The organism is Nocardia ignorata NBRC 108230 (assembly GCF_001612905.1).
GTDB lineage: Bacteria > Actinomycetota > Actinomycetes > Mycobacteriales > Mycobacteriaceae > Nocardia > Nocardia ignorata.
In genome coordinates, this window is the sequence record NZ_BDBI01000052.1 from 22,399 (window position 1) to 42,285 (window position 19,887).

Annotated in this window: 15 protein-coding genes; 10 read left to right on the forward strand and 5 right to left on the reverse strand. The window is 69.4% G+C overall.

The window, feature by feature from the left end; translation table 11 throughout:
• Positions 1-94: 94 nt before the first annotated feature.
• Complete coding sequence (locus NI2_RS31630; RefSeq protein ID WP_084477068.1) at positions 95-1,267, reverse strand: winged helix DNA-binding domain-containing protein; 1,173 nt, start codon at positions 1,265-1,267, stop codon at positions 95-97.
• 120 nt (positions 1,268-1,387) lie between these two features.
• Between NI2_RS31630 and NI2_RS31635 the strand changes: the two genes are divergently transcribed.
• The 10 genes from NI2_RS31635 (at position 1,388) to hisH (ending at position 15,095) form a co-directional block, all read left to right on the forward strand.
• Positions 1,388-3,511 carry a TRAP transporter permease gene (locus NI2_RS31635; protein WP_067498739.1) on the forward strand — a complete coding sequence of 708 codons (2,124 nt, stop codon included), beginning with the start codon at positions 1,388-1,390 and terminating at the stop codon, positions 3,509-3,511.
• A 41-nt stretch (positions 3,512-3,552) separates the two neighbouring features.
• The gene (locus NI2_RS31640; RefSeq protein ID WP_067498768.1) at positions 3,553-4,542 is read left to right on the forward strand and encodes a TAXI family TRAP transporter solute-binding subunit; all 990 of its coding nucleotides are present in this window, start codon (positions 3,553-3,555) and stop codon (positions 4,540-4,542) included.
• A gap of 151 nt (positions 4,543-4,693) precedes the next feature.
• Positions 4,694-5,551, forward strand: a complete 858-nt coding sequence (locus tag NI2_RS31645; protein WP_067498741.1) for an arylamine N-acetyltransferase family protein — start codon at positions 4,694-4,696, stop codon at positions 5,549-5,551.
• Positions 5,552-5,678: 127 nt separating this feature from the next.
• Entirely contained in the window at positions 5,679-7,754 is a 2,076-nt protein-coding gene (locus NI2_RS31650) for an acyltransferase family protein (protein ID WP_243750128.1), read from the forward strand.
• Positions 7,755-7,800: 46 nt separating this feature from the next.
• Positions 7,801-9,540, forward strand: coding sequence for a penicillin-binding transpeptidase domain-containing protein (locus tag NI2_RS31655; RefSeq protein WP_067498743.1), 1,740 nt, complete (start codon positions 7,801-7,803; stop codon positions 9,538-9,540).
• Positions 9,541-9,628: 88 nt separating this feature from the next.
• Complete coding sequence (locus NI2_RS31660) at positions 9,629-11,230, forward strand: serine/threonine-protein kinase (RefSeq protein ID WP_084477072.1); 1,602 nt, start codon at positions 9,629-9,631, stop codon at positions 11,228-11,230.
• A gap of 143 nt (positions 11,231-11,373) precedes the next feature.
• Complete coding sequence (gene hisD, locus NI2_RS31665; RefSeq protein ID WP_067498745.1) at positions 11,374-12,711, forward strand: histidinol dehydrogenase; 1,338 nt, start codon at positions 11,374-11,376, stop codon at positions 12,709-12,711.
• Positions 12,708-13,835: a histidinol-phosphate transaminase gene (locus NI2_RS31670; RefSeq protein ID WP_067498747.1), complete on the forward strand. Its 1,128-nt coding sequence runs from the start codon at positions 12,708-12,710 to the stop codon at positions 13,833-13,835. Before hisD ends, NI2_RS31670 begins: the two co-directional genes overlap by 4 nt.
• A gap of 19 nt (positions 13,836-13,854) precedes the next feature.
• The gene (gene hisB / locus NI2_RS31675; protein WP_067498774.1) at positions 13,855-14,469 is read left to right on the forward strand and encodes an imidazoleglycerol-phosphate dehydratase HisB; all 615 of its coding nucleotides are present in this window, start codon (positions 13,855-13,857) and stop codon (positions 14,467-14,469) included.
• Positions 14,466-15,095 (forward strand): imidazole glycerol phosphate synthase subunit HisH, encoded by a 630-nt coding sequence (gene hisH, locus NI2_RS31680; protein ID WP_067498749.1) that lies wholly within the window; start codon positions 14,466-14,468, stop codon positions 15,093-15,095. Before hisB ends, hisH begins: the two co-directional genes overlap by 4 nt.
• Before the next feature lies 1 nt (position 15,096).
• Here the strand turns inward: hisH and NI2_RS31685 are convergent, their stop codons facing one another.
• The 4 genes from NI2_RS31685 to NI2_RS31700 all read right to left on the reverse strand — a co-directional run bounded on the left by NI2_RS31685 (position 15,097) and on the right by NI2_RS31700 (position 18,860).
• Positions 15,097-15,450: a cupin domain-containing protein gene (locus tag NI2_RS31685; protein WP_067498750.1), complete on the reverse strand. Its 354-nt coding sequence runs from the start codon at positions 15,448-15,450 to the stop codon at positions 15,097-15,099.
• Between the two features lie 37 nt (positions 15,451-15,487).
• On the reverse strand, positions 15,488-16,450 hold the full coding sequence (locus NI2_RS31690) for an alpha/beta fold hydrolase (protein ID WP_067498752.1): 963 nt from the start codon (positions 16,448-16,450) through the stop codon (positions 15,488-15,490).
• 284 nt (positions 16,451-16,734) lie between these two features.
• Entirely contained in the window at positions 16,735-17,523 is a 789-nt protein-coding gene (locus NI2_RS31695) for a helix-turn-helix domain-containing protein (protein WP_067498754.1), read from the reverse strand.
• 185 nt (positions 17,524-17,708) lie between these two features.
• The gene (locus NI2_RS31700; RefSeq protein WP_067498756.1) at positions 17,709-18,860 is read right to left on the reverse strand and encodes a DUF2786 domain-containing protein; all 1,152 of its coding nucleotides are present in this window, start codon (positions 18,858-18,860) and stop codon (positions 17,709-17,711) included.
• Positions 18,861-19,887 lie beyond the last annotated feature (1,027 nt).

Consider the following 19,887-nt stretch of genomic DNA (forward strand, 5'->3'; position numbering starts at 1 on the left):
GTAATCGGCAATATTCTACCGAATTCGCGGATTTCGGCTGTATTCGTCAACATGATGCAGCAAATCGGCAGAATATTGCCGGATGGGCAGGCTGTCAGGCCGTGAGTTCGCGTTGGAGTGGGGTGCGGAAGCGGGGGATGGCGCGGGTGGTGCCGAACCAGGTTGTGGTGCGGTCGATTTCGGTGTCGATGAGTTTTCGAGTTTCGGGGGAGACGTCTTCCAGGAGGCGGGTGACTATCTCGCCGTCGGGGCGTTGGGCCCAGCCGCCGACGATGCGGCCGTCGGCCCAGATGGAGGGGCCGATGTTGCCGTTGGTGTCGAAGAGGGCGGGGGCGTGGGGGCCGAGGAACCAGTCGCGGGACTGCCAGCCCATGGGGGTGGGGTCGAGGGCGGGGAGCAGGGCTGCCCAGGGCTCGGGGGTAGGGACAGGGGCGAGGTCGTCGGACAGGATGATGCCGGGGGTGCCGTCGAGATCGACTTCGGTGGTGTTCAAGGGGGACAGGGCCTTTCGGACCTCGGTGAGGGTCCAGCCGGTCCACCACTTCAGGTCGCTGACGGGGGCGGGGCCGAAGGCGTAGAGCCACCGGCGGACCAGTTCGGTGCGGGGATCGTCGGCGGGCATCGGTGTAAAGCCCTGGGGAAGCCAGGTTTCCACCGGGGACCAGGTGTACTGGCTGCTCGTCCAGCCGCCGTTGGGGCGGCCGCGGACGATGCGGCCCTCGGCGCCGAGGATCACCAGGACCCAGGTGGTGATGCTCGTGGGCTTGGAATACGACTTGCCGGGCGCGGTATCGATCTTGGTCTGCAGCCGGGGGACGTCCTTGCCCAGCTGGGCGCCGGTGGCTTCGCCGCGCGCCAGCAGCGCCGCGTGGGTCTCGGCCTCCACCTCGCGCAACCAGGTGTCGACGTCGTCGATCCCGGCCTGCTCGAGATAGCGGCCGTAGGCGCGGCGCTGCTTGTGGGCGAGCGCGTCGCAGGTGGAGGCTTGCAGGACCGGGAGCAGCTCGGTGGGGGCGACGAACATGGTGCGGCGCATGGCGAGCAGGCGCAGCAGGGTGCGGTCGGCGTAGAGCGCCTTCTCCACATCCGCCGGGGTGAGGTCGATACCGCGCGCGCCGACCGACAGGAACACCGTCGCGGGGTCGGTGGCGTGCAGGACGACCATCGACCGGGCGATGTCGACCGGGTCGGTGGACCGGGCGGAGGGGGCGAGGCGATGCCGGATCGCCAGGCGGGCCCGCCGCTGCGCGCTATCGATCGAGACCATGGGCCGCATCCTAAGCGGGGCCACCGACAGAAACGCCCGCCCACATAGTGTCCATTTTGTGCAGACCGCCCGGTCACCGTTTTCGCTCCGACGCCCGAATCCCGTTGCTATCGTCCGCACATGAGCGTTGCGCCACCCGTTGTCACCGCGGCTGAGCTGGGCGTGGACGACGAGGAACGGCCCGCACGGACCCTGTCGGGGTTCCCGGCCAGGCTGGTCGGGGTCATCGCGCTCGCGGTGGCGCTGCTGTCGATCTGGCAGGTGTTCCGGCCGCTGGCCCAGGGCAGCCAGTACTACCTGGTGGTGTTCCTCGGGATCGCCTTGCCGCTGGTGTATCTGAGCTACCGGTCCTGGTGGGGCAGGCTCGACCGGGCCGACGCACCCTCGGTGCTCGACTGGGTGCTCGCGGCGATCGCCCTGGTGGTGTGCCTGTATCCGATCCTGCCGGTGACCTTCGGTGACGCGGGCGGCGGCTACAACGCCTTCCTCGACCGCCAGGGCATGCTCGCCCCGCTCGATGTGGCGATGGGTGGGTTGCTGCTGGTCCTCGTGCTCGAGGCATGCAGGCGCACGACCGGCGTCATCCTGCCGATCGTGTGCCTGGTGTTCCTCGCCTACGGCTACTACGGCGGGCTGCTGCCGCAGAACTGGGCCATCGCCCACGCCGGGCTCGACATCGATCAGATCGTCGACGCGCTGTACAACTCGGGCAGCGGGTTCTACGGCACCCCGCTCGACGTGGCGGCCAGCTACATCGTGCTGTTCACCCTGTACGGCGCGGTACTCGAATTCTCCGGCGCCGCAAGGTTCTTCGTCGCCCTGTCGGTGTCGCTGTTCCGGCGCTCGCACAGTGCGGCCGGGCGAACGGCGGTGGCGTCGGGATTCCTGCTCGGCACCGTGTCCGGGTCCGGCACGGCGACGGCAGTGAGTACCGGTGCGGTCACCTGGCCGATCCTGAAGCGGGCGGGTTACCGGCCGGAACAGGCGGGCGGCATGCTCGCGGCGGCGGGTGTGGGCGCGATCCTGTCACCGCCGACGCTCGGGGTGGCGGCGTTCATCGTCGCCGAGTACCTCGACGTGTCGTATGTGACCGTGCTCGGCTGGGCGCTCATCCCGACCCTGCTGTACTACCTCGGCATCCTGCTGTCGGTGGAGATCGACGCCCGTCGCATCCATGCGGAAGGGCGCGCCCCGGCCGATCTCGCCGACGGCCCGCTGCCAACCCCGTGGTGGAAACTGCTGGGGCGCTTCGGGTATCACTTCTCGTCGCTGATCGTCATCGTGGTGCTGCTGCTCGCCGGCGTGAGCGCGACCCGTGCCGTCGTCTACGCCACGGCGCTCGCCTTGATCCTGGCCGTGCCGGATCGGATGCTGCGAGCTCGCGAGGCGACCGGAGCCGTATCGTCCTCAGGCGCAACGGCGACGAAGCAGGCGGCCACCACTGGCCTCTGGACGCGAAAAGCACTGCTGCGGTTCGTGTTCGAAGCCCTGCGCGCGCTCTCACTCGGGATGCGCTCGGCGCTGCCGGTCGTCGCCGTGTGTGCGGCGGCGGGTGTGATCACCGCGATGACCACCAAGACCGGTCTCGGCGCCCAGCTGGCCTCGCTGCTGGTGCGGGCAGGTTCGGTGCTGTCCGACGACCCCGCCGTCGTGCTCGCCACCACCGCGCTGCTCGCCGCGATCGCGTTGTCGCTGCTCGGTCTCGCGGTTCCGGTGACGGCGTCGTTCGTGATCGGCTGGGTGATCATCGGGCCCGCCCTGCTCGACCTGCACGTCGCCGCGCCCGCCGCCGCCATGTTCGTCTTCTACTTCTCGGTGCTCTCGGAGGTGACCCCGCCGACCGCGCTCGCCGCCGTCGGCGCCGCCGCCGTCACCGGCGCGAAGGCCATGCCGACCATGTGGTCGGCGCTGCGCTACGCGCTGCCCGCGTTCCTCGTGCCGCTGATGTTCGTGCTCACCGATTCCGGGCAGCACCTGCTCGGCCGTGGCGCGCTGCTCGACGTGCTGTGGGTGACCGCGGCCGCGTGCGTCGGCGTCGCGGCGCTGGCGGCCGCGACCGGCGGCTGGATCCTCGGCATCGGCGCGGTGGGAGCGGTGCCGCGCGTGCTCGCGGGCGCCGCCGGTCTCACACTGCTGTACCCGCATCCGACGGCGACGGCGATCGGGCTCGGTGTGCTCGTAGTCGCCGCAGCGGCGGGGGTCGTCGAACGCGTGCGTCATCGAAAAGCCACGGGCACACCGTGATCGGTCAGCAGGCGGCGCCGCCGTCGAGGAGAGAGGTCGTCATGATCAGAACACTTGGCATCGTTGTCGCGGCGAGCACCGCCGCCGCCCTGCTCACCGGCTGCGGCGGCAGACAGGACTCGCCGACGGCTGACAGCGGCGGCGAGGTGAGCTGTGAAGTGAAGCAGGACACCAGGATCGGCATCGCCACCGGCAATGCGACCGGCGTGTACTTCGCGCTCGGCAACGCCTACGCCGAACAGATCTCGGCGGCCACCGACGGCAAGGTCAAGGCGACCGCCGCCGAGACGGGCGCCTCGGTGCAGAACATCCAGCAGGTGGTCGGCGGCACCTACCAGGTCGGCTTCTCGCTGGCCGACTCCGCCGCCGACGCCGTGCAGGGCAAGGGCAGCTTCACCAGCGTCCAGCCGGTACGCGCGCTGGCCCGGCTCTACGACAACTACACCCAGGTGATCGTGCGCGCCGACGCGGGCATCGACTCCCTGGCCGACCTGCGCGGCAAACGGGTCTCCACCGGCTCGCCCAAATCGGGCACCGAGGTGATCGCCCAGCGCGTTCTGCAGGCTTCGGGTCTCAACCCCGACACCGATATCTCCGCCCAGCGCCTCGACCTCACCAAGACCGTCGACGGTCTCAAGGACGGCTCGATCGACGCCATGTTCTGGTCGGGCGGCCTGCCGACGCCCGGCATCACCGACCTGTTCACCACCGCGAAGGACAAGGTCAGATTCCTCGACATCACGGGGGCGCTGCCGAAGCTGAAGGAGATCAACCCGGTCTACGAGGCCGGCTCGATCCCGGCCGCCACCTACGGCCTGAGTGCCGACGTGCCGACCGTGGTCGTGCCCAACCTGCTCGTGGTCCGCGACGACCTCGACGCGAACCTCGCCTGCGTCCTCACCAAGACCCTGCTCGACCGCAAACCCCAACTCGAGCAGGCGAATCCGGCCGCCAAGGGGATCAATGCCGACACCGCGAGCAAAACCGCGCCCGTAGAGCTGCACCGCGGCTCGGAGGTAGCCCTGCGCTGACGTCGCCCGCCGCCACCCGCGCCCGACACGCGGGTGCCACGGTCCCCGCCACCCTCGGCTACCAGGGGTGACGGGGACCGTGTGCTGTGCGGGAACAACCCGTGGCGTGGCTCGGTTGTGCGAAACAGACGCCGACCGAAACGAGGATGCGATGACCGAGGCCGTGGCACGCGACGAACGCTGGCTGGGCGAGGAGCTCGATCTGGACGCCTATCTGGCCCGGATCGGCTACGACGGGCCGCGCACAGCCTCGGTCGACACCCTGCGCGCCCTCGTACGCGCCCACACCACGACCATCCCCTTCGAGAACCTCGAGATCATCCTCGGCCGCGGCATCCCGCTCGACCTGAAATCCCTGCAGGACAAACTGGTCCGGCACGCTCGCGGCGGATACTGCTACGAGAACGCCGGTCTCTTCGCCGCCGCGCTGGAATGCCTCGGATTCGAGGTGCGTGGCCTGAGCGGCCGGGTGACCTTCGGCTCGCTGGCCACCGGGGCGATCCGGCCCGCCACCCACGCCCTGCTCCGCGTCACCGCCCCCGACGACGACCGGGTCTGGATCTGCGATGTCGGGTTCGGTGCCGGTCCACTCGCGCCGTTCGAATTGGCCGACAGCGCGGGCGAATTCACGATGGGCGACTGGCGCTTCCGGCTCGAGCACCGCGACAACCTCTGGGTGCTCCACCAGTTCGGCCGTGACGGCTGGATCGACCGCTACACCTTCACCGAGAACCCGCAGTACCGCATCGACTTCGCGGTAGGCAACCACTTCGTGTCGACCTCGCCACACTCACCGTTCACCACCCGGCCGTTCCTGCAGCGCTTCCGGCCCGACGTCCACCACGTGCTCGACGACCTCACCCTGGTGACCGAATACCCCGACGGCACCAGCGAAAGCCGCGAGATCGATGCCACCGACCTGCCGAAGGTGCTGACCGACGTCTTCGACATCGAACTGGAACCCGCCGACGCGGACGTGCTCGTCACCACACCCTGGCGCACCATCTGAGCTGATTTCGGTCCCACCGACACGGCTCGGCAGTTTGCTTCCACCGTGTCGCTACGGCAAATTGATGGTTACTTGCCGGGAAACAAACCCGATCGCTGCGGTGGGGTCCGAATCAGTGGGGTCGTTCGTGCCGAAGGTTCATGTCGCGTTGCCGGGTCAGCCGGAGCAGGGGGCCCGTTCGAGCGGGGCCGCTGCCCGGCCCGGCTGGCGGTCGGACCTGGACGGGCTGCGCGGCGTGGCGATCGCGCTGGTCGTGGCGTTCCACGTGTGGGCGGGCCGGGTCTCCGGTGGCGTGGACGTGTTCCTCGTTCTCTCGGGCTTCTTCTTCACCGGCGCGATCGTGCGCGGGGTGGAACGCACCGGCCGGGTGGCCGCCACCGAGACCGCGCGCCGGACCCTGCGCAGGCTCACCCCCGCGCTGGTCGTCGTGCTGGCGGCGGTCGCGGTCGCGACGATCACCCTGCGGCCCTACACCCTGCTCGGTGAAACCGCCGCGCAGACTCTCGCCTCGATGTTCTACGTCCAGAACTGGTATCTGGCCGTCGCCGAACTCGACTACACCGCGCCCGACCCGACCGTGAGCCCGCTGCAACACCTGTGGTCGATGTCGGTGCAGGGACAGTTCTACCTGGTGATCTTCGCGCTTTTGGCCGGGTGGGCGTGGTTGCGCCGCCGGGGCAGGGCCGACCGGGCGACGCTCATCGCGGCGCTGACCGGAATCGGGCTGCTCTCGTTCTGGTACGCCACGGTCGGCACCGGCCACCATCAGGCCTGGACCTATTACGACAGTCTCGCGCGTGGGTGGGAACTGCTCGCGGGCGCTGTACTCGCCGTCGCCGCGCCCTGGCTGCGCCTGCCGACCCGGCTGCGCGGCCTGGCGGCTGCGGTCGGGCTCCTCATGGTGTTCGCCTGCGGTCCGCTCTTCGACGGCGCGACCCAGTTTCCCGGCGTCGCCGCCCTGTGGCCGGTGACCGCCGCCTGCCTGGTGATCGCCGCCGGATTCGGATCGGGCACCACACCGGGCACCGCGACCCGGCTGCTGTCGGGACGGGTGTGCACCGAACTGGGCGCGATGGCCTACCCGCTGTACCTGTGGCACTGGCCGATTCTCATCTTCTACCTGGGCGAGACCGGGCGGACCGACGCGGGTGTCGTCGACGGGCTGGTGGTGATCGGTGTTTCCCTGATCCCCGCCTATGCCACCGCGCGCTGGATCGAGGCACCCCTGCGGATGGGGCCGCGCGGTCAGGAGACACCGCCGCACCGGGCCACCGGGACGCTCGTCGGGGCGCTCACAGTCGCCGTGCTCGCCTCGGCCCTCGGCTGGCAGATGGTGCTGCTCGCGAACCCGGCCGTGCCACCGGAAAACCTCGACAGCCTGCGCTACCCGGGAGCGACCGCGCTGCTCTCCGGCGCCGAATTCCCCAAGGCGCCCATGCGGCCCACCGTGTTCGAAGGTCACGTCGACACCCCGTCGCCGACGACCGACGGGTGCATCACGCCCAACCGCGAGGTCCGCACCTGCGTCTACGGCGACCCCGACGCCACCCGCTCGATCGCGCTCGTCGGCGGCTCGCATTCCGAACACTGGTTGCCCGCACTCGAGGTGCTCGGCGCCGAACACGGCTTCCGGGTGGTGTCCTACCTCAAGGAGGGGTGCCCGCTGGTGCTGGTCGACGAGCCGTCCTACGCCGAATGGCCGTTCCCCGAATGTCACGAGTGGTCGGTGGAAGTGCTCGACCGGCTGGCCGCCGAGCAACCGGACTGGGTGGTCACGCTGTCGACCCGCTACCGCCAGGACGCACCGGGCGACGAGGTGCCCGGCGAATACCTCGAGGTGTGGTCGGCGCTGCAGGATCGCGGGCTCAATGTGCTCGCCCTGCGCGACACGCCGCGGCTGCGACGCGACGGTGTGTTCTATCGGGCCCCGGACTGTCTGGCCCATCGCGGCGACCCCGACAGTTGCGGGATGGACCGCGCCGAGGCGCTCGACGCGGTGGACCCGGCCGCCGAACCGGCCGCCGGCTATCCGAACATCTACCTGCTCGATCTCTCCGATGCCGTGTGCCGCCCGCAACGTTGCCGGGTCGTCGAGGGCAATGTGCTGATCTATCGCGACGAACACCACCTCACCGCCAGTTACGCCCGATCACTCGCCCCCGAACTGGGCCGCCAGATCGCCGCCGTCACCGGCTGGTGGTGAGAGCGAGATCACCACGCGCGCCGCGGATCCGGCTACCCTCGGACCGGTGCGCATACCCCGCAAGGCATCGGTCCTGCTCGTCGCGCTCGCTGTCGTGCCCGTCGCGTGCTCGTCCGGACCGGACCAGCCACAGACCGTCGCCGAGGCTTTCGCGAAGGCCCTGAGCAGTGGTGACGCGGCGGCCGCCGCGGCCCTCACCGACGCGCCCGACCAGGCCCGCCAGACGCTCACCACCCTGTTCGAGAACCTCGGCAAGAACGACACCGTGCGGGTGAGCGCCACCGACGAGGCGAGCTTCACCCTCGAATCCACCTGGAAGCTCGGCACGGGCGGTCAGGACGAATGGACCTACACCAGCACCGGAACGGCCGACGAGAACGACTGGACGATCGACTGGAACCCCGCCACCGTCGCGCCCGGCCTCGACCTCGGCCCGCTCAGCTACAGCCCCGTACCGCCGAAACCCGCACGCGTACTCGACGCGAGCGGTGGTGAGCTGATGACCGAGCAGGTGGTCACCCTGGTGACCGTCGCCCCGGACGCCGACCTGCCCGCCGTGGCCGCCGCGCTCGCGCCGCACGGCGTCACCGAGGCCACCCTGAGAACGGATCTCGATGCGGCCCAAGGCAAACCGATCACCGCGGTCGCCCTGCGCGAGGCCGACATCGCACCGGTCCGTGACACGCTGACCGGGCTGCGCGGTGTGACCCTCGCACCGCAGCCGAGGCTGCTGACCGTCGACAAGACCCTCGCGGCACCGACCTTGGCCGGACTGACCGAACTGTGGCAGCACCAGGCCGACGACGCGGCGGGCTGGGCGATACGCGCCCACACCCCCTCGGGGACCCAGCGCATCGCCGGTCCCGACGCCACCGCGACCACCGACATCGCCACCACCCTCGACATCGACCTGCAGAACGCCGCCGAAGGTGCGCTGGCGCCCGTGCCGACGCCCGCCGCCATCGTGGCACTGCGGCCCTCGACGGGGGAGGTGCTCGCCGTCGCGCAGAACGCACCCGCCGACGCGCAGGGCCCCATCGCGCTCACCGGGCTTTATCCGCCGGGATCGACATTCAAGACCGTCACCGTGTCGGCCGCGTTGCAGGCGGGCGGTGTCACCGCCGACACCGTGCTGCCGTGCCCCGGCCGCGCCACCATCGAGGGCCGAACCATCCCCAACGACGACGGTTTCGACCTCGGTGACGTGCCGCTGCACACCGCCTTCGCCCGGTCATGCAATACGACGATGGCGCAGCTCGGTGTGCGCCTGCCCGCCGACGGGCTCACCCAGGCCGCCGCGCAACTCGGCCTCGGCGTGGACTATGTGACACCCGGCTTGACGACAGTCACCGGGAAAGTTCCCGCCGCGCAGAATCCGGCGCAACAGGTGGAGGCGAGCATCGGCCAGGGCACGGTCACCGCGTCACCGTTCGGGATGGCGCTCGTCGCCGCCTCGCTCGCCCACGGAACCGCACCGACTCCCTCGGTGATCGTGGGCCGTCCGGGCGCCGCCGACCGCCGGACCGAACCGGTGCCCGCCGCGGTGACATCGCAGGTGGAAGCCATGATGGCCGAGACCGTGAGCGCTGGGACCGCCACCGCCCTGCGCGACATCCCCGGCCTGCTCGGCAAGACCGGCACCGCCGAGTACATCGACGACGAACACGCACACGGGTGGTTCGTCGGAATCCGCGGCGACCTCGCCTTCGCGGTGTTCGTCGCCGACGCGGGCAGCTCCGGACCGGCGGTCGAGTCGGCGGGCAGGATGCTTCGTGTGACACGATGAGCCATCTCACTCTCCGCAGGCGTGCAATCCCCCCGCTGCCGCACGCGGTCACCACCAGTCGAGCTACACTCGTCGGCGGGCCATACCCATGGTCAATACGCGGGATGTCACAATTTCGAGAAGGTTCGGAGTAGGCGCCATCGATACCGGTCAGAAGATCGCGGAGCATTACCGCCTGGTCGAGCGTATTGGTAGCGGCGGCACAGGCGTTGTATGGCGCGCTGTCGACGAACGCCTCCAACGCTCGGTTGCGGTGAAGCAGATCCACATCAAGCCGAGCCTGCCCGAGGCCGAGCGAGATGTGCTGCGCCAGCGTGCGATTCGCGAAGCTCGCAATGCGGCACGCTTCCAGCATCCCAATGCCATCGTCGTTTTCGACATCACCGAGCACAACGGTGATCCGTGCCTGGTGATGGAATACCTGAAGTCGGTGAGCCTCGCCGCGGAACTGGGTCAGAAGGGCCCGCTGCCGCTGCTCGAGGTGGCCCGCATCGGTGAGCAGGTGGCGTCCTCGCTGATCGCCGCCCACCAGGCCGGGCTCGTGCACCGCGACGTGAAGCCGGGCAACATCCTGCTCGGCGAGCACGGTGAGGTGAAGATCACCGACTTCGGCATCTCGCGGGCCGCGGGCGATGTGACCCTCACCGAGACCGGCCTCATCTGCGGCACCGCCGCGTACCTGGCGCCCGAAGTGGCGCGCGGCGCCGACCCGACACCGGCCGCCGACGTGTTCGCCCTCGGCGCCACCCTGTTCCACGCGCTGGAAGGCGAACCGCCCTACGGCGCCAACGCCAACCCGCTCGCCGTGCTCTACGCGGCCGCCAACGGCCAGGTGCGCGAACCGCACAATGCCGGTCCGGCCACCGATTTCCTGCTCGACCTGCTCAACCCGGAACCGCTCGATCGTCCGACGATGACCGAGGCCCGCGACGCGCTGGCCGCCTTCGCCGACGACGCCGACGCTGTGCCCGCGGGATTCGTCCCCGCCAGCGAGGCGTACGGCCGCCGCAATTCGGCCGCCACCACGCAGGTGATCCGGCAGTCCGGCGGCAGGCGTGCCTCGCACGCGGGTGCGTCCAGCGCGGCGACCCGTCAGATCCGTTCGCAGCCGCGCCCGCAGCCGCGTTACGACACCGCCGCGCATCCGCCCACCCAGGCCCAGCCCGCCCCCGCGCCCCGCAAGCAGGCGGGCAAGGGTCGTGCGGTGCTGATCGGCTCGGGTGTGGGTGCGGTGATCGCCGCGATCGCCGTCGCGATCAGCGCCATGAGTGGGTCGGACTCCGATTCGCCTCAGGTGCAGGCGAATTCGACGACGACGGCCCAGGCCGCTGTCGCGCCGACGACGACCTCGGCGATCCCCGCGCTGGGTCAGGCGCCCAATACCGGCACCGTGAACATCGGCTCGGCCGGTCTGCTGGTGGAGAACTTCTTCAGCGATCCCGCCGGGTCGTGGTCGATGCTCACCCCCGCCGCGCAGCAGGTGTACGGCAGCGAGGCCGAGTTCCGGCAGTACTGGAACTCGCGCGTCATCACCAGCTTCACCAGCATCACCGCCGTCAGCGGCAACAACGCCGACGGCTCGACCGATATGCGCCTGGCCAGCATCACCATCGACGGCCAGACCAAGTCCATGGTCATGCGCGTGGTGAACTACAACGGGAACCTACGCATCGACGGCGACACCCGCTAGATCAGCCGCCGAAAACCGCTGGTCCGCCCGATACACACGGGCGGATCGGCGCGCGAGGAGGATGTGGCGGAAAACCGGTGGTTGCCGCCCATTAGGCTGGTACCTGACCTGATGCCACGCACAGAACAGGACCGCACTCCGATATGACTCCCCGCATCGAGCTCGCCCGCGTCGATCTGCGCGGTCGTACTCCCTCCGCCGCCGAGCTGCGCACCGCGCTGCCGCGCGGAGGGGTCGACGTCGACTCGGTGCTGCATCATGTGCGGCCGGTCGTCGAAGACATCCGCGACCGGGGCGCCGAAGCCGCGCTGGACTACAGCGCGAAGTTCGACGGTGTCCGCCCCGGCGCGGTCCGGGTGCCGGTCGCCGAGCTGGGCAAAGCCCTCGACGCCCTCGACCCCGCCGTGCGCGCCGCGCTCGAGGTCGCCATCGAGCGGACCAGGAAGGTGCACGCCGATCAGCGCCGCACCGACTCGGTCACCGAGGTGGTGCCCGGCGGCACCGTCACCGAGAAGTGGGTGCCGGTGGAACGGGTCGGCCTGTACGTACCCGGCGGTAACGCCGTGTACCCGTCCTCGGTCGTGATGAACGTCGTCCCGGCGCAGGCCGCGGGCGTGGAATCGCTGGTGGTGTCCTCGCCGCCGCAGGCGCAGTTCGGTGGGCTGCCGCACCCGACGATCCTGGCGGCCGCCGCGCTGCTCGGTGTCGACGAGGTGTGGGCCGTCGGTGGCGCGCAGGCCGTGGCGCTGCTGTCCTACGGCGGCACCGATACCGACGGCGCCGCGCTGGAGCCGGTCGACCTCATCACCGGACCGGGCAATATCTATGTCACGGCCGCCAAGCGGCTGTGCCGCGGCCTGGTCGGTATCGACGCCGAGGCGGGCCCCACCGAGATCGCCGTGCTGGCCGACGCCACCGCCGACCCGGTGCACGTGGCCGCCGACCTGATCAGCCAGGCCGAGCACGATGTGCTCGCCGCCAGCGTGCTCGTCACCGATTCCGTCGCCCTCGCCGACGCGGTCGATGCCGCCGTCAATGCCCAGCTGGCCGTGGTGAAGCACCACGACCGGGTGCGGGAAGCATTGAGCGGCAAGCAGTCCGGGATCGTGCTCGTCGACGACATCGCCCAGGGACTGCGGGTGGTCGACGCCTACGCCGCCGAACACCTCGAGATCCAGACCGCCGACGCGTCGGCCGTGGCGGCGCGAGTGCGCAGCGCGGGCGCGATCTTCGTGGGTCCGTGGGCGCCGGTGAGTCTCGGTGACTACTGCGCCGGGTCCAATCACGTGCTGCCGACCGCGGGCTGCGCACGGCACTCCTCGGGGTTGAGTGTGCAGACCTTCCTGCGTGGCATCCACATCGTGGAATACACCGAGGCGGCGCTCAAGGATGTCGCCGGACATGTGGTGGCGCTGGCGAATGCCGAAGACCTGCCCGCGCACGGCCAGGCTGTGCAGGCGCGGTTCGAGGCGTTGTCATGAGCACTCCCACCGTGCCCGGCGCCTCGGCGACCCTCGATCAGCTGCCGCTGCGCGACAACCTGCGCGGCAAATCTCCGTACGGCGCACCGCAATTGACAGTGCCGGTGCAGCTCAACACCAACGAGAACCCGCACCCGCCGAGTCGTGCGCTCGTCGACGATGTCGCCGAGTCGGTGCGGGCCGCCGCCGCCGATCTGCACCGCTACCCGGATCGGGACGCGGTCGCGCTGCGCCACGATCTGGCCGAGTACCTGACCCGCCAGACCGGTGTCGCCGTCGACACCAGCAATGTGTGGGCGGCCAACGGGTCCAACGAGATCCTGCAGCAGCTGTTGCAGGCCTTCGGCGGACCGGGCCGCAGCGCCCTGGGTTTCGTGCCGTCGTACTCGATGCACCCGATCATCTCCGAGGGCATCGACACCGAATGGCTCGAGGCCGCGCGCGGCAGCGACTTCTCCCTCGACATCGACTACGCCGTCGCGCAGATCGCCGAACGCCGTCCCGACGTGGTGTTCGTGACCAGCCCGAACAACCCGACCGGGCACAGCGTCCCGATCGACGACCTCGAGCGTGTGCTCGACGCCGCACCGGGCATCGTGGTGGTCGACGAGGCGTACGGCGAGTTCTCGGCCGCGCCGAGCGCGATCACCCTGATCGACCGGTACCCGACCAAGCTGGTCGTCACCCGCACCATGAGCAAGGCGTTCGCCTTCGCGGGCGGTCGCCTCGGCTACCTGGCGGCCTCGCCCGCGGTGATCGATGCGATTCTGCTCGTCCGGCTGCCGTATCACCTGTCGGTGGTCACCCAGGCCGCCGCCCGCGCCGCCCTGCGCCACGCCGACGAAACCCTCGCCAGTGTGGCCGAATTGGCGTCCCAGCGCGATCGGGTCGCCGCGGCGCTCGCCTCGTTCGGGTTCCAGGTGATCCCCAGCGACGCCAACTTCGTGCTGTTCGGCCGGTTCACCGACGCGGCCCGCGCCTGGCAGCACTACCTCGACGCCGGGGTACTCATCCGCGATGTCGGCATTCCCGGCTACCTGCGCGCCACCATCGGGCTCGCCGCCGAGAACGACGAGTTCCTGCGCGTGAGCCGCGATATCGCCGCCACCGACCTCACTCACTAAAAGCGTGGAGAAACAGACCATGAGCAGAACAGCGCGGGTGGAACGGGTCACCAAGGAATCCTCGATCCTGGTGGAGCTGAACCTCGACGGCAGCGGCGAGACCGAGATCTCCACCGGTGTGCCGTTCTACGACCACATGCTCACCGCCCTCGGCGCCCACGCCGGGTTCGACCTGGTGGTGCGCGCCGAAGGCGATATCGAGATCGAGGCGCACCACACCGTCGAGGACACCGCCATCGTGTTCGGGCAGGCCCTGGGGCAGGCGCTGGGTGACAAGAAGGGCATCCGCCGGTTCGGCGACGCCTTCATTCCCATGGACGAGACCCTCGCCCACGCCGCCGTCGACGTGTCGGGCCGACCGTACTGCGTGTTCACCGGCGAGCCGGAACACCTGGTGCACACCATCATTCCGAGCGCGGGCCCCGGTGCGTCGTACTCGACGGTGCTCAACAAGCACGTGTTCGAATCGATCGCGCAGAACGCAAGGATCGCCCTGCACGTCCGGGTGCTCTACGGGCGCGACCAGCACCACATCACCGAGGCCGAATTCAAGGCTGTCGCACGGGCTCTGCGTGCGGCCGTCGAGATCGACCCCCGCGTGAGCGGTGTGCCGTCCACGAAAGGTGTGCTGTGAAATCCGTCGTGCTGCTGGACTACGGCTCCGGCAACCTGCACTCCGCCGAACGCGCCCTGGTGCGAGCCGGCGCCCAGGTGGAGGTCACCGCCGACCCGACCGCGGCGTTGGCGGCCGACGGGCTCGTCGTCCCCGGTGTCGGCGCGTTCGCGGCCTGCATGGCCGGGCTGCGCGCCGTGCGTGGTGAGCGCATCATCGGGCAGCGGCTGGCCGGTGGACGCCCGGTGCTCGGCATCTGCGTCGGCATGCAGATCATGTTCGACCGGGGTGTCGAGTTCGGGGTGGAGACCGAGGGCTGTGGTGAATGGCCGGGCACGGTCGCGGGGCTCGAGGCCCCCGTCCTCCCGCACATGGGCTGGAACACGGTGAAAGCCCCCGCCGACAGCACCCTGTTCGCAGGCATGGACCCCGACACCCGCTTCTACTTCGTCCACTCCTATGCGGCCCAGCAGTGGGAACTGCCCGAAGCCGACCACATTCCGCCGCCCAAACTCACCTGGGCCGAACATGGCGTGCCGTTCCTCGCCGCCGTCGAGAACGGCCCGCTCTCGGCCACCCAGTTCCACCCGGAGAAGTCCGGCGACGCGGGTGCCCAGTTGCTGCGCAACTGGATCGGGTCGCTGTAGGTCAGCCGAGCCTGGGATCGTCGGCGGTGGATTCGATCGTCTCGCCCGGCGTGTAGTACAGCTCCACGACGTTGTCGATGTCGAGGTGGCGATGCCAGTGGCCCTTCGGCACGACGACGAATTGTCCTGCGGTGAGCCGGTTCCGGTGACTGCTGTCGTCGGTGAGGATCTCCACGGTGACACTGCCGTGCAGGACCATCAGGAACTCGTCGGTATCGGGGTGCAGTTCCCAGTCGGAGCCGGGGAGTTCGGCGCCGTGATACATGCGGAACGCTCCGGTGTTGAACTGGGCCAGCTCGCGGAAGTCGAACTGGTCGAGGGTTTTCGCGGTGGTGATGGGGTCGTGTTTGCGCATGGTTCTGCCCTTCTGGGACGGGTTCGGTCGGTGATCGTCAGGAGATCGGGTGGGGTGCCGGGGCGGATTCGGCGCCGTGCCCGGCGGTGACGAAGGCGTGGATCGGGGTGGCGCAGGCGACCGCGTCGTCGAACCAGGGGTTGTGGCCGCCGGGGACTTCTTCGAGGTGCGCCGTGGGGATGTGTTCGATGCTGGGGAGAGCGTCGGTGGGGGAGAGGATGACGTCGTCGCGGCCCCAGACGAAGAGCAGTGGGATGTCGAGTCGGCTGAATTCTGTTGGGGTGAGGATGTTTTCGGGGCGTGGTGTGCGGCCGTCGAGGAGTCGCTTCAGCAGCGAGCGATAGGCGGCGGCTTGGCTTGGCCGGCGGAGGGGGAGCCGGTGCAGGTCGACGAGGTCGTCCGACATGGCGGCTACCGCCTGCTCGCCGAGGGCCTCGCTCAGGGCGGCTTCGGCGAGGAACCGCGGTGAGGGCAAACCCATGAGCGCCTGCTCCAGGCGGCCACGGAGCGGGGTGGAGAGGGAGACCATTGCGGGAACGGGCCGGGCGCCGGGCAGGGCGGTAGCCGGTGCGCCGATGAGTACGGCGCGCGAGATTCGGTCGGGCGCGTCCAATGCTGTCCAGAATGTGCACAGGCCGCCCAGGGAGTTGGCGATGACGGTCGCTTTCGGCAGGCCGAGTGCGTCGAGAGTTCCGGTCAATGTGGTGACGGCGAATTCGCGCAGTGAAGGGCCGGTCCACTGCGGTGCAGGGGCCAGTCCGTGACCGGGGAATTCGACCAGGATGTGGCGGTAACCGGGGAGTTCGGACAGTAGCGGTGCGAAGCCTAGCGCCGGTGCGGTGATGCCGTTGAGGTAGATCAACGGACTTCCCGCGCCGACGCTGAGCACTCTGACGCGCGGATCACGTTGCGGCAGTGAGTGCTCGGTGATGGTCAGACCGTGTGCACCGGCAACCCGGTGTTCGATCGCGCGAATCCGATTGTCGAGAGAGGACGTCATGGATCAACTGTCGCGCGGGGAGCTCGCGTAGGTCTTGAAAGAATGTCCGCTCTGGGAGCGGAAGTTGCAATGCTCAGTGCGTCAGTGCGTCAGTGCGTCAGTGGGTTGGTGCGTCGACACGTCGGTGCGTAGGTGCCGCCGCGGCGACCAGCGCCTGCGCGGACCTCTCGTCGGTGCCGACCCCGACGACTGCGATGGGGTGTGGGGTGGCGGACGCGGGGATGTCGTGCGCGATGACACCGGGTGGCGGTGTGTGCGGGTGGCGGTGGGTGTGGGCCGGTCGATCAGTGGGTGAGGGTGCGCGGCGTGGTGCCGGCGAAAGCGACGACCTCGCGATGGAGGTGGGGCTGATCGGCGTAGCCACAGATCGCGGCGACGTCTGCCACGGGCTGCCCGGCGGCGAGGCGATCCAGTGCGTGCCGGAACCGAACTATCTTCGCGGCCTGCTTGGGGGTGACACCTACTTGTGCGGTGAATCGGGACCACAGTCGCTGCCGGCTCCACCCGGTCCACTCCGCCAGCTCCTGCACCCGTACTCGGCCACCGGTGGCGACGATGCGGTTCCAGCATGCCGCGACCTCTGGGTCGGCGGCGCCGACTGGTTCGCGGTGGGCGAGGAATGTCGTCAGGATGGTGAATCGCGCTGCCCACGTGAATGTTTCGGACAGTTGCTCGCGCAGTAGGGTTGCTGCGCGTCCCCACACTGCGTCGAGATCGACCACCTCGCCGCGCAATTCGGAGGGAGCGGCGCCCAGCAGAGTGCGCGTGGACAGGGGCGACAGCCGTATCTCGAGGCATTCGATGCGGTCGGCCGTCACCTGCTGCGGCATCGGTACCAGTCCGGCGACCACACCGCCGAGCTGCCGCTGTTCACCACCGGCTGTGACCCGCAGCGGAGCCTCGCCGAACTGGATCACGACGGTCACCTCGGGCCGCGCGCACACCCGCATCGGCGCGCCTGCCCCGACGCGCTCCAGGAACCCACCCATCACCGCGCCCGGAACCGGGTCGGAACCGGGAGCCGCAACCTCCCAGCCCCCACCCAGTTCCGCTTCGGACACGATCGGGCGCATCTCACCAGCGTAGGTGGGTGGTGACGTATGCGCCGCCGATCAGTCGCAGCGGGGCGCTGCACGCGCTCGGGGCGTGTCGACCGTCGTAGTGTCGTCGAGGCGTATGGGCGGCCACCCAGATGGCGGGGTCGATGGGCACGCCGCACAGATGAGGTCGAAACCTTTACTGACCGGCTATATGTCGATCAGGAAGGGTCGACGCGGGCTTCGGTTGCGGCCTCGGTACCTGCGGCCCAGCCTTCGGCGCTGCGGATGGTGATGCCTTTGGCGCGGGCGGTGGGGAAGTAGGTGTCGAAGGCCTTGTCGATCTGGTGTTGCCGGGCCGCGAGGACGGGGAGGAGGTGGTTCGGAGCGTGGGCGATCGTGGTGTCGGTGGCCTCGGTGAGGCGCTCGCCGATGCGGGCCGCGTAGGCGGTGAGGAAGGCTTTGCGGTAGTGGCGGGAGCGGGATTCGCCGGTGTCGGCGGTGTCGATCATCGTGCGGGTGGCCTGGACCAGCAGGGAGGTGGACAGGAGTTCGACGAGGTCGAGGTCGGTGTCGTCGCCGACCACGGTGACGAAACCCCATTCGGCGGCGAAGATCGCGCGGCAGCGATTCGCGTGCGCTACCCGGTCGATGAGCAGGGCTTTGGCGTCGGTGTAGGGGGTGTCGAGCCAGATGCGGCGGGTGGCCGGGAGATCGCTCGACGGCTCGAGCAGCAGGTGATCGATGGCGTACTTGGTCATCAGCTCCTGCGCCTTGGCCGACAGCGTCTCGGCCTCGTCGGGGAACGAGGTCGATTCGGCCTTGGCGAGCAGCCCGCGCACCCGGCCGAGCACCTTCTCGTCCACACCGTGCCGAGGCCGGACCGGCCCGGACGATTCGAGCTTCGGCAGTCGCAGCAACAGCGCGAGCGCTTCGATCACCGTTGTCAGCGCCTCGCTGCCGGTGAGCAAGGCACGATCGGCCCACGCCCGCAGGTGGGGAGTCGTCCACCAGACGGAGGCATCGAGCTCGTCGAGCTCCGCGTCCCACCTCGCATCGGGATGATGCGCCGCCATCAGATCCAGCAGATACCCCACCGCGAACTCGTCGAGGCGTCGGCGCGCGGCCTGATGGATGTCCCCCGGCAGCCAGCCGAGATCAGAGGCGTGGGAAATGAGCCGCCGACCGGCCAGTTCGACCCCTGCGGCGAGCTCGTCGGTAATAGTCACCGTGCCGAGCGACTCGGCCCCGCCCTGCGCGGCAGCGGCGATGATCGCCTCGGCGATGGCCGCCGGATCACCCGACAGCGCGTCGAAAGCGGTCGGCGGAGCGGGCTTGCGTCCGGTGCGACGCCGACGGTTCTGTTTGGCCATGGTCTACCGATCGTCCCCCGCTCGCGGCCCGATAGACAAACGCACGGGATCGCCGCTCCGATGCGTCATCGCGGGGCCCGGCCACCTGTCACATCCGATGCTGGTTCGTGCGCAGGAGCGGCTTGCGCGGTCTCGGTGATCGTGCGGACGAAGGCGGTGCCGGCCGGGGACAAACCGGAGGCGCGCCAGACCAGGCCGTATTCGATGGGTGGGAGGTCGTCGAAGGGGAGGTAGACCAGGCCTGGGGCGGGGGTAGAAGTGACCGGCTCGGGCGGCGGCGAGGGCTATGCCGTTGCCCGCTGCCATCTGGACCATGACTTCCTGCCAGTACGGCATGGTCATCGAGCGATGGATCGGTCGGCCCGCGGGGGTGTGGGTGGGGAAGTGGTACTCGAGGAAGACCAGGTCGAGTTCGCGGTGCCGCAGCTGACCGAACCGGTCCGACAGCTGGACCTCACGCAGCTCCACTGTGCACGCGGGCCGCTCGGCGCGGAACGTCGTGGCAGCCGAAGTGCAGTTCCTCGGCCACCGCGAGGAACGTTTCGATCTCTTGCCAGTTCATCCCTCACCTCTTATCGGTAAAGATTCTTTACCGACCGGTGAGTATTTTGCCTGGTGTTCGCCTGTATCACGCTCCGACCGCCTCGTCGGCGCCCGCCCGACACGCGAAGGCGCTGGGCGACAACGCCGAATCGGACAGTGTCCGGTGCTGATCGGCTGCCGACCGGGCACCGGCAACGGAATCGGTAATCCTGCCGCAAACATGACGGCAATTGTTTATGGCCCGAAATGTATGTGGCGACAGAAGAATGCGGTGACGTGCACCTGGCACGTCACCGCATTCGACACCGACCTGAGGGGAGTGGTCGGCAAGTCCGGCTATACCGAATTACTCGGCGGGGGTGTTGAGTTCGCGCGCGCCGAGCAGGATGTCGACGATGTTGGCGCCACCGCTGGTGAGGCTGTCGAATGCCGAGCTGCCGGTCTCGAGCACCTCGAGGCCCGCGAGAGCGGCGGCCGAACCGGT

Excerpts from the sequence above, each read along its gene's own strand:
- NI2_RS31630 (WP_084477068.1), bottom strand. The coding sequence starts at position 1,267 with ATGGTCTCGATCGATAGCGCGCAGCGGCGGGCCCGCCTGGCGATCCGG.
- NI2_RS31635 (WP_067498739.1), top strand. The coding sequence starts at position 1,388 with ATGAGCGTTGCGCCACCCGTTGTCACCGCGGCTGAGCTGGGCGTGGAC.
- NI2_RS31640 (WP_067498768.1), top strand. The coding sequence starts at position 3,553 with ATGATCAGAACACTTGGCATCGTTGTCGCGGCGAGCACCGCCGCCGCC.
- NI2_RS31645 (WP_067498741.1), top strand. The coding sequence starts at position 4,694 with ATGACCGAGGCCGTGGCACGCGACGAACGCTGGCTGGGCGAGGAGCTC.
- NI2_RS31660 (WP_084477072.1), top strand. The coding sequence starts at position 9,629 with ATGGTCAATACGCGGGATGTCACAATTTCGAGAAGGTTCGGAGTAGGC.
- hisD (WP_067498745.1), top strand. The coding sequence starts at position 11,374 with ATGACTCCCCGCATCGAGCTCGCCCGCGTCGATCTGCGCGGTCGTACT.
- NI2_RS31670 (WP_067498747.1), top strand. The coding sequence starts at position 12,708 with ATGAGCACTCCCACCGTGCCCGGCGCCTCGGCGACCCTCGATCAGCTG.
- hisB (WP_067498774.1), top strand. The coding sequence starts at position 13,855 with ATGAGCAGAACAGCGCGGGTGGAACGGGTCACCAAGGAATCCTCGATC.
- NI2_RS31685 (WP_067498750.1), bottom strand. The coding sequence starts at position 15,450 with ATGCGCAAACACGACCCCATCACCACCGCGAAAACCCTCGACCAGTTC.
- NI2_RS31690 (WP_067498752.1), bottom strand. The coding sequence starts at position 16,450 with ATGACGTCCTCTCTCGACAATCGGATTCGCGCGATCGAACACCGGGTT.
- NI2_RS31695 (WP_067498754.1), bottom strand. The coding sequence starts at position 17,523 with ATGCGCCCGATCGTGTCCGAAGCGGAACTGGGTGGGGGCTGGGAGGTT.
- NI2_RS31700 (WP_067498756.1), bottom strand. The coding sequence starts at position 18,860 with ATGGCCAAACAGAACCGTCGGCGTCGCACCGGACGCAAGCCCGCTCCG.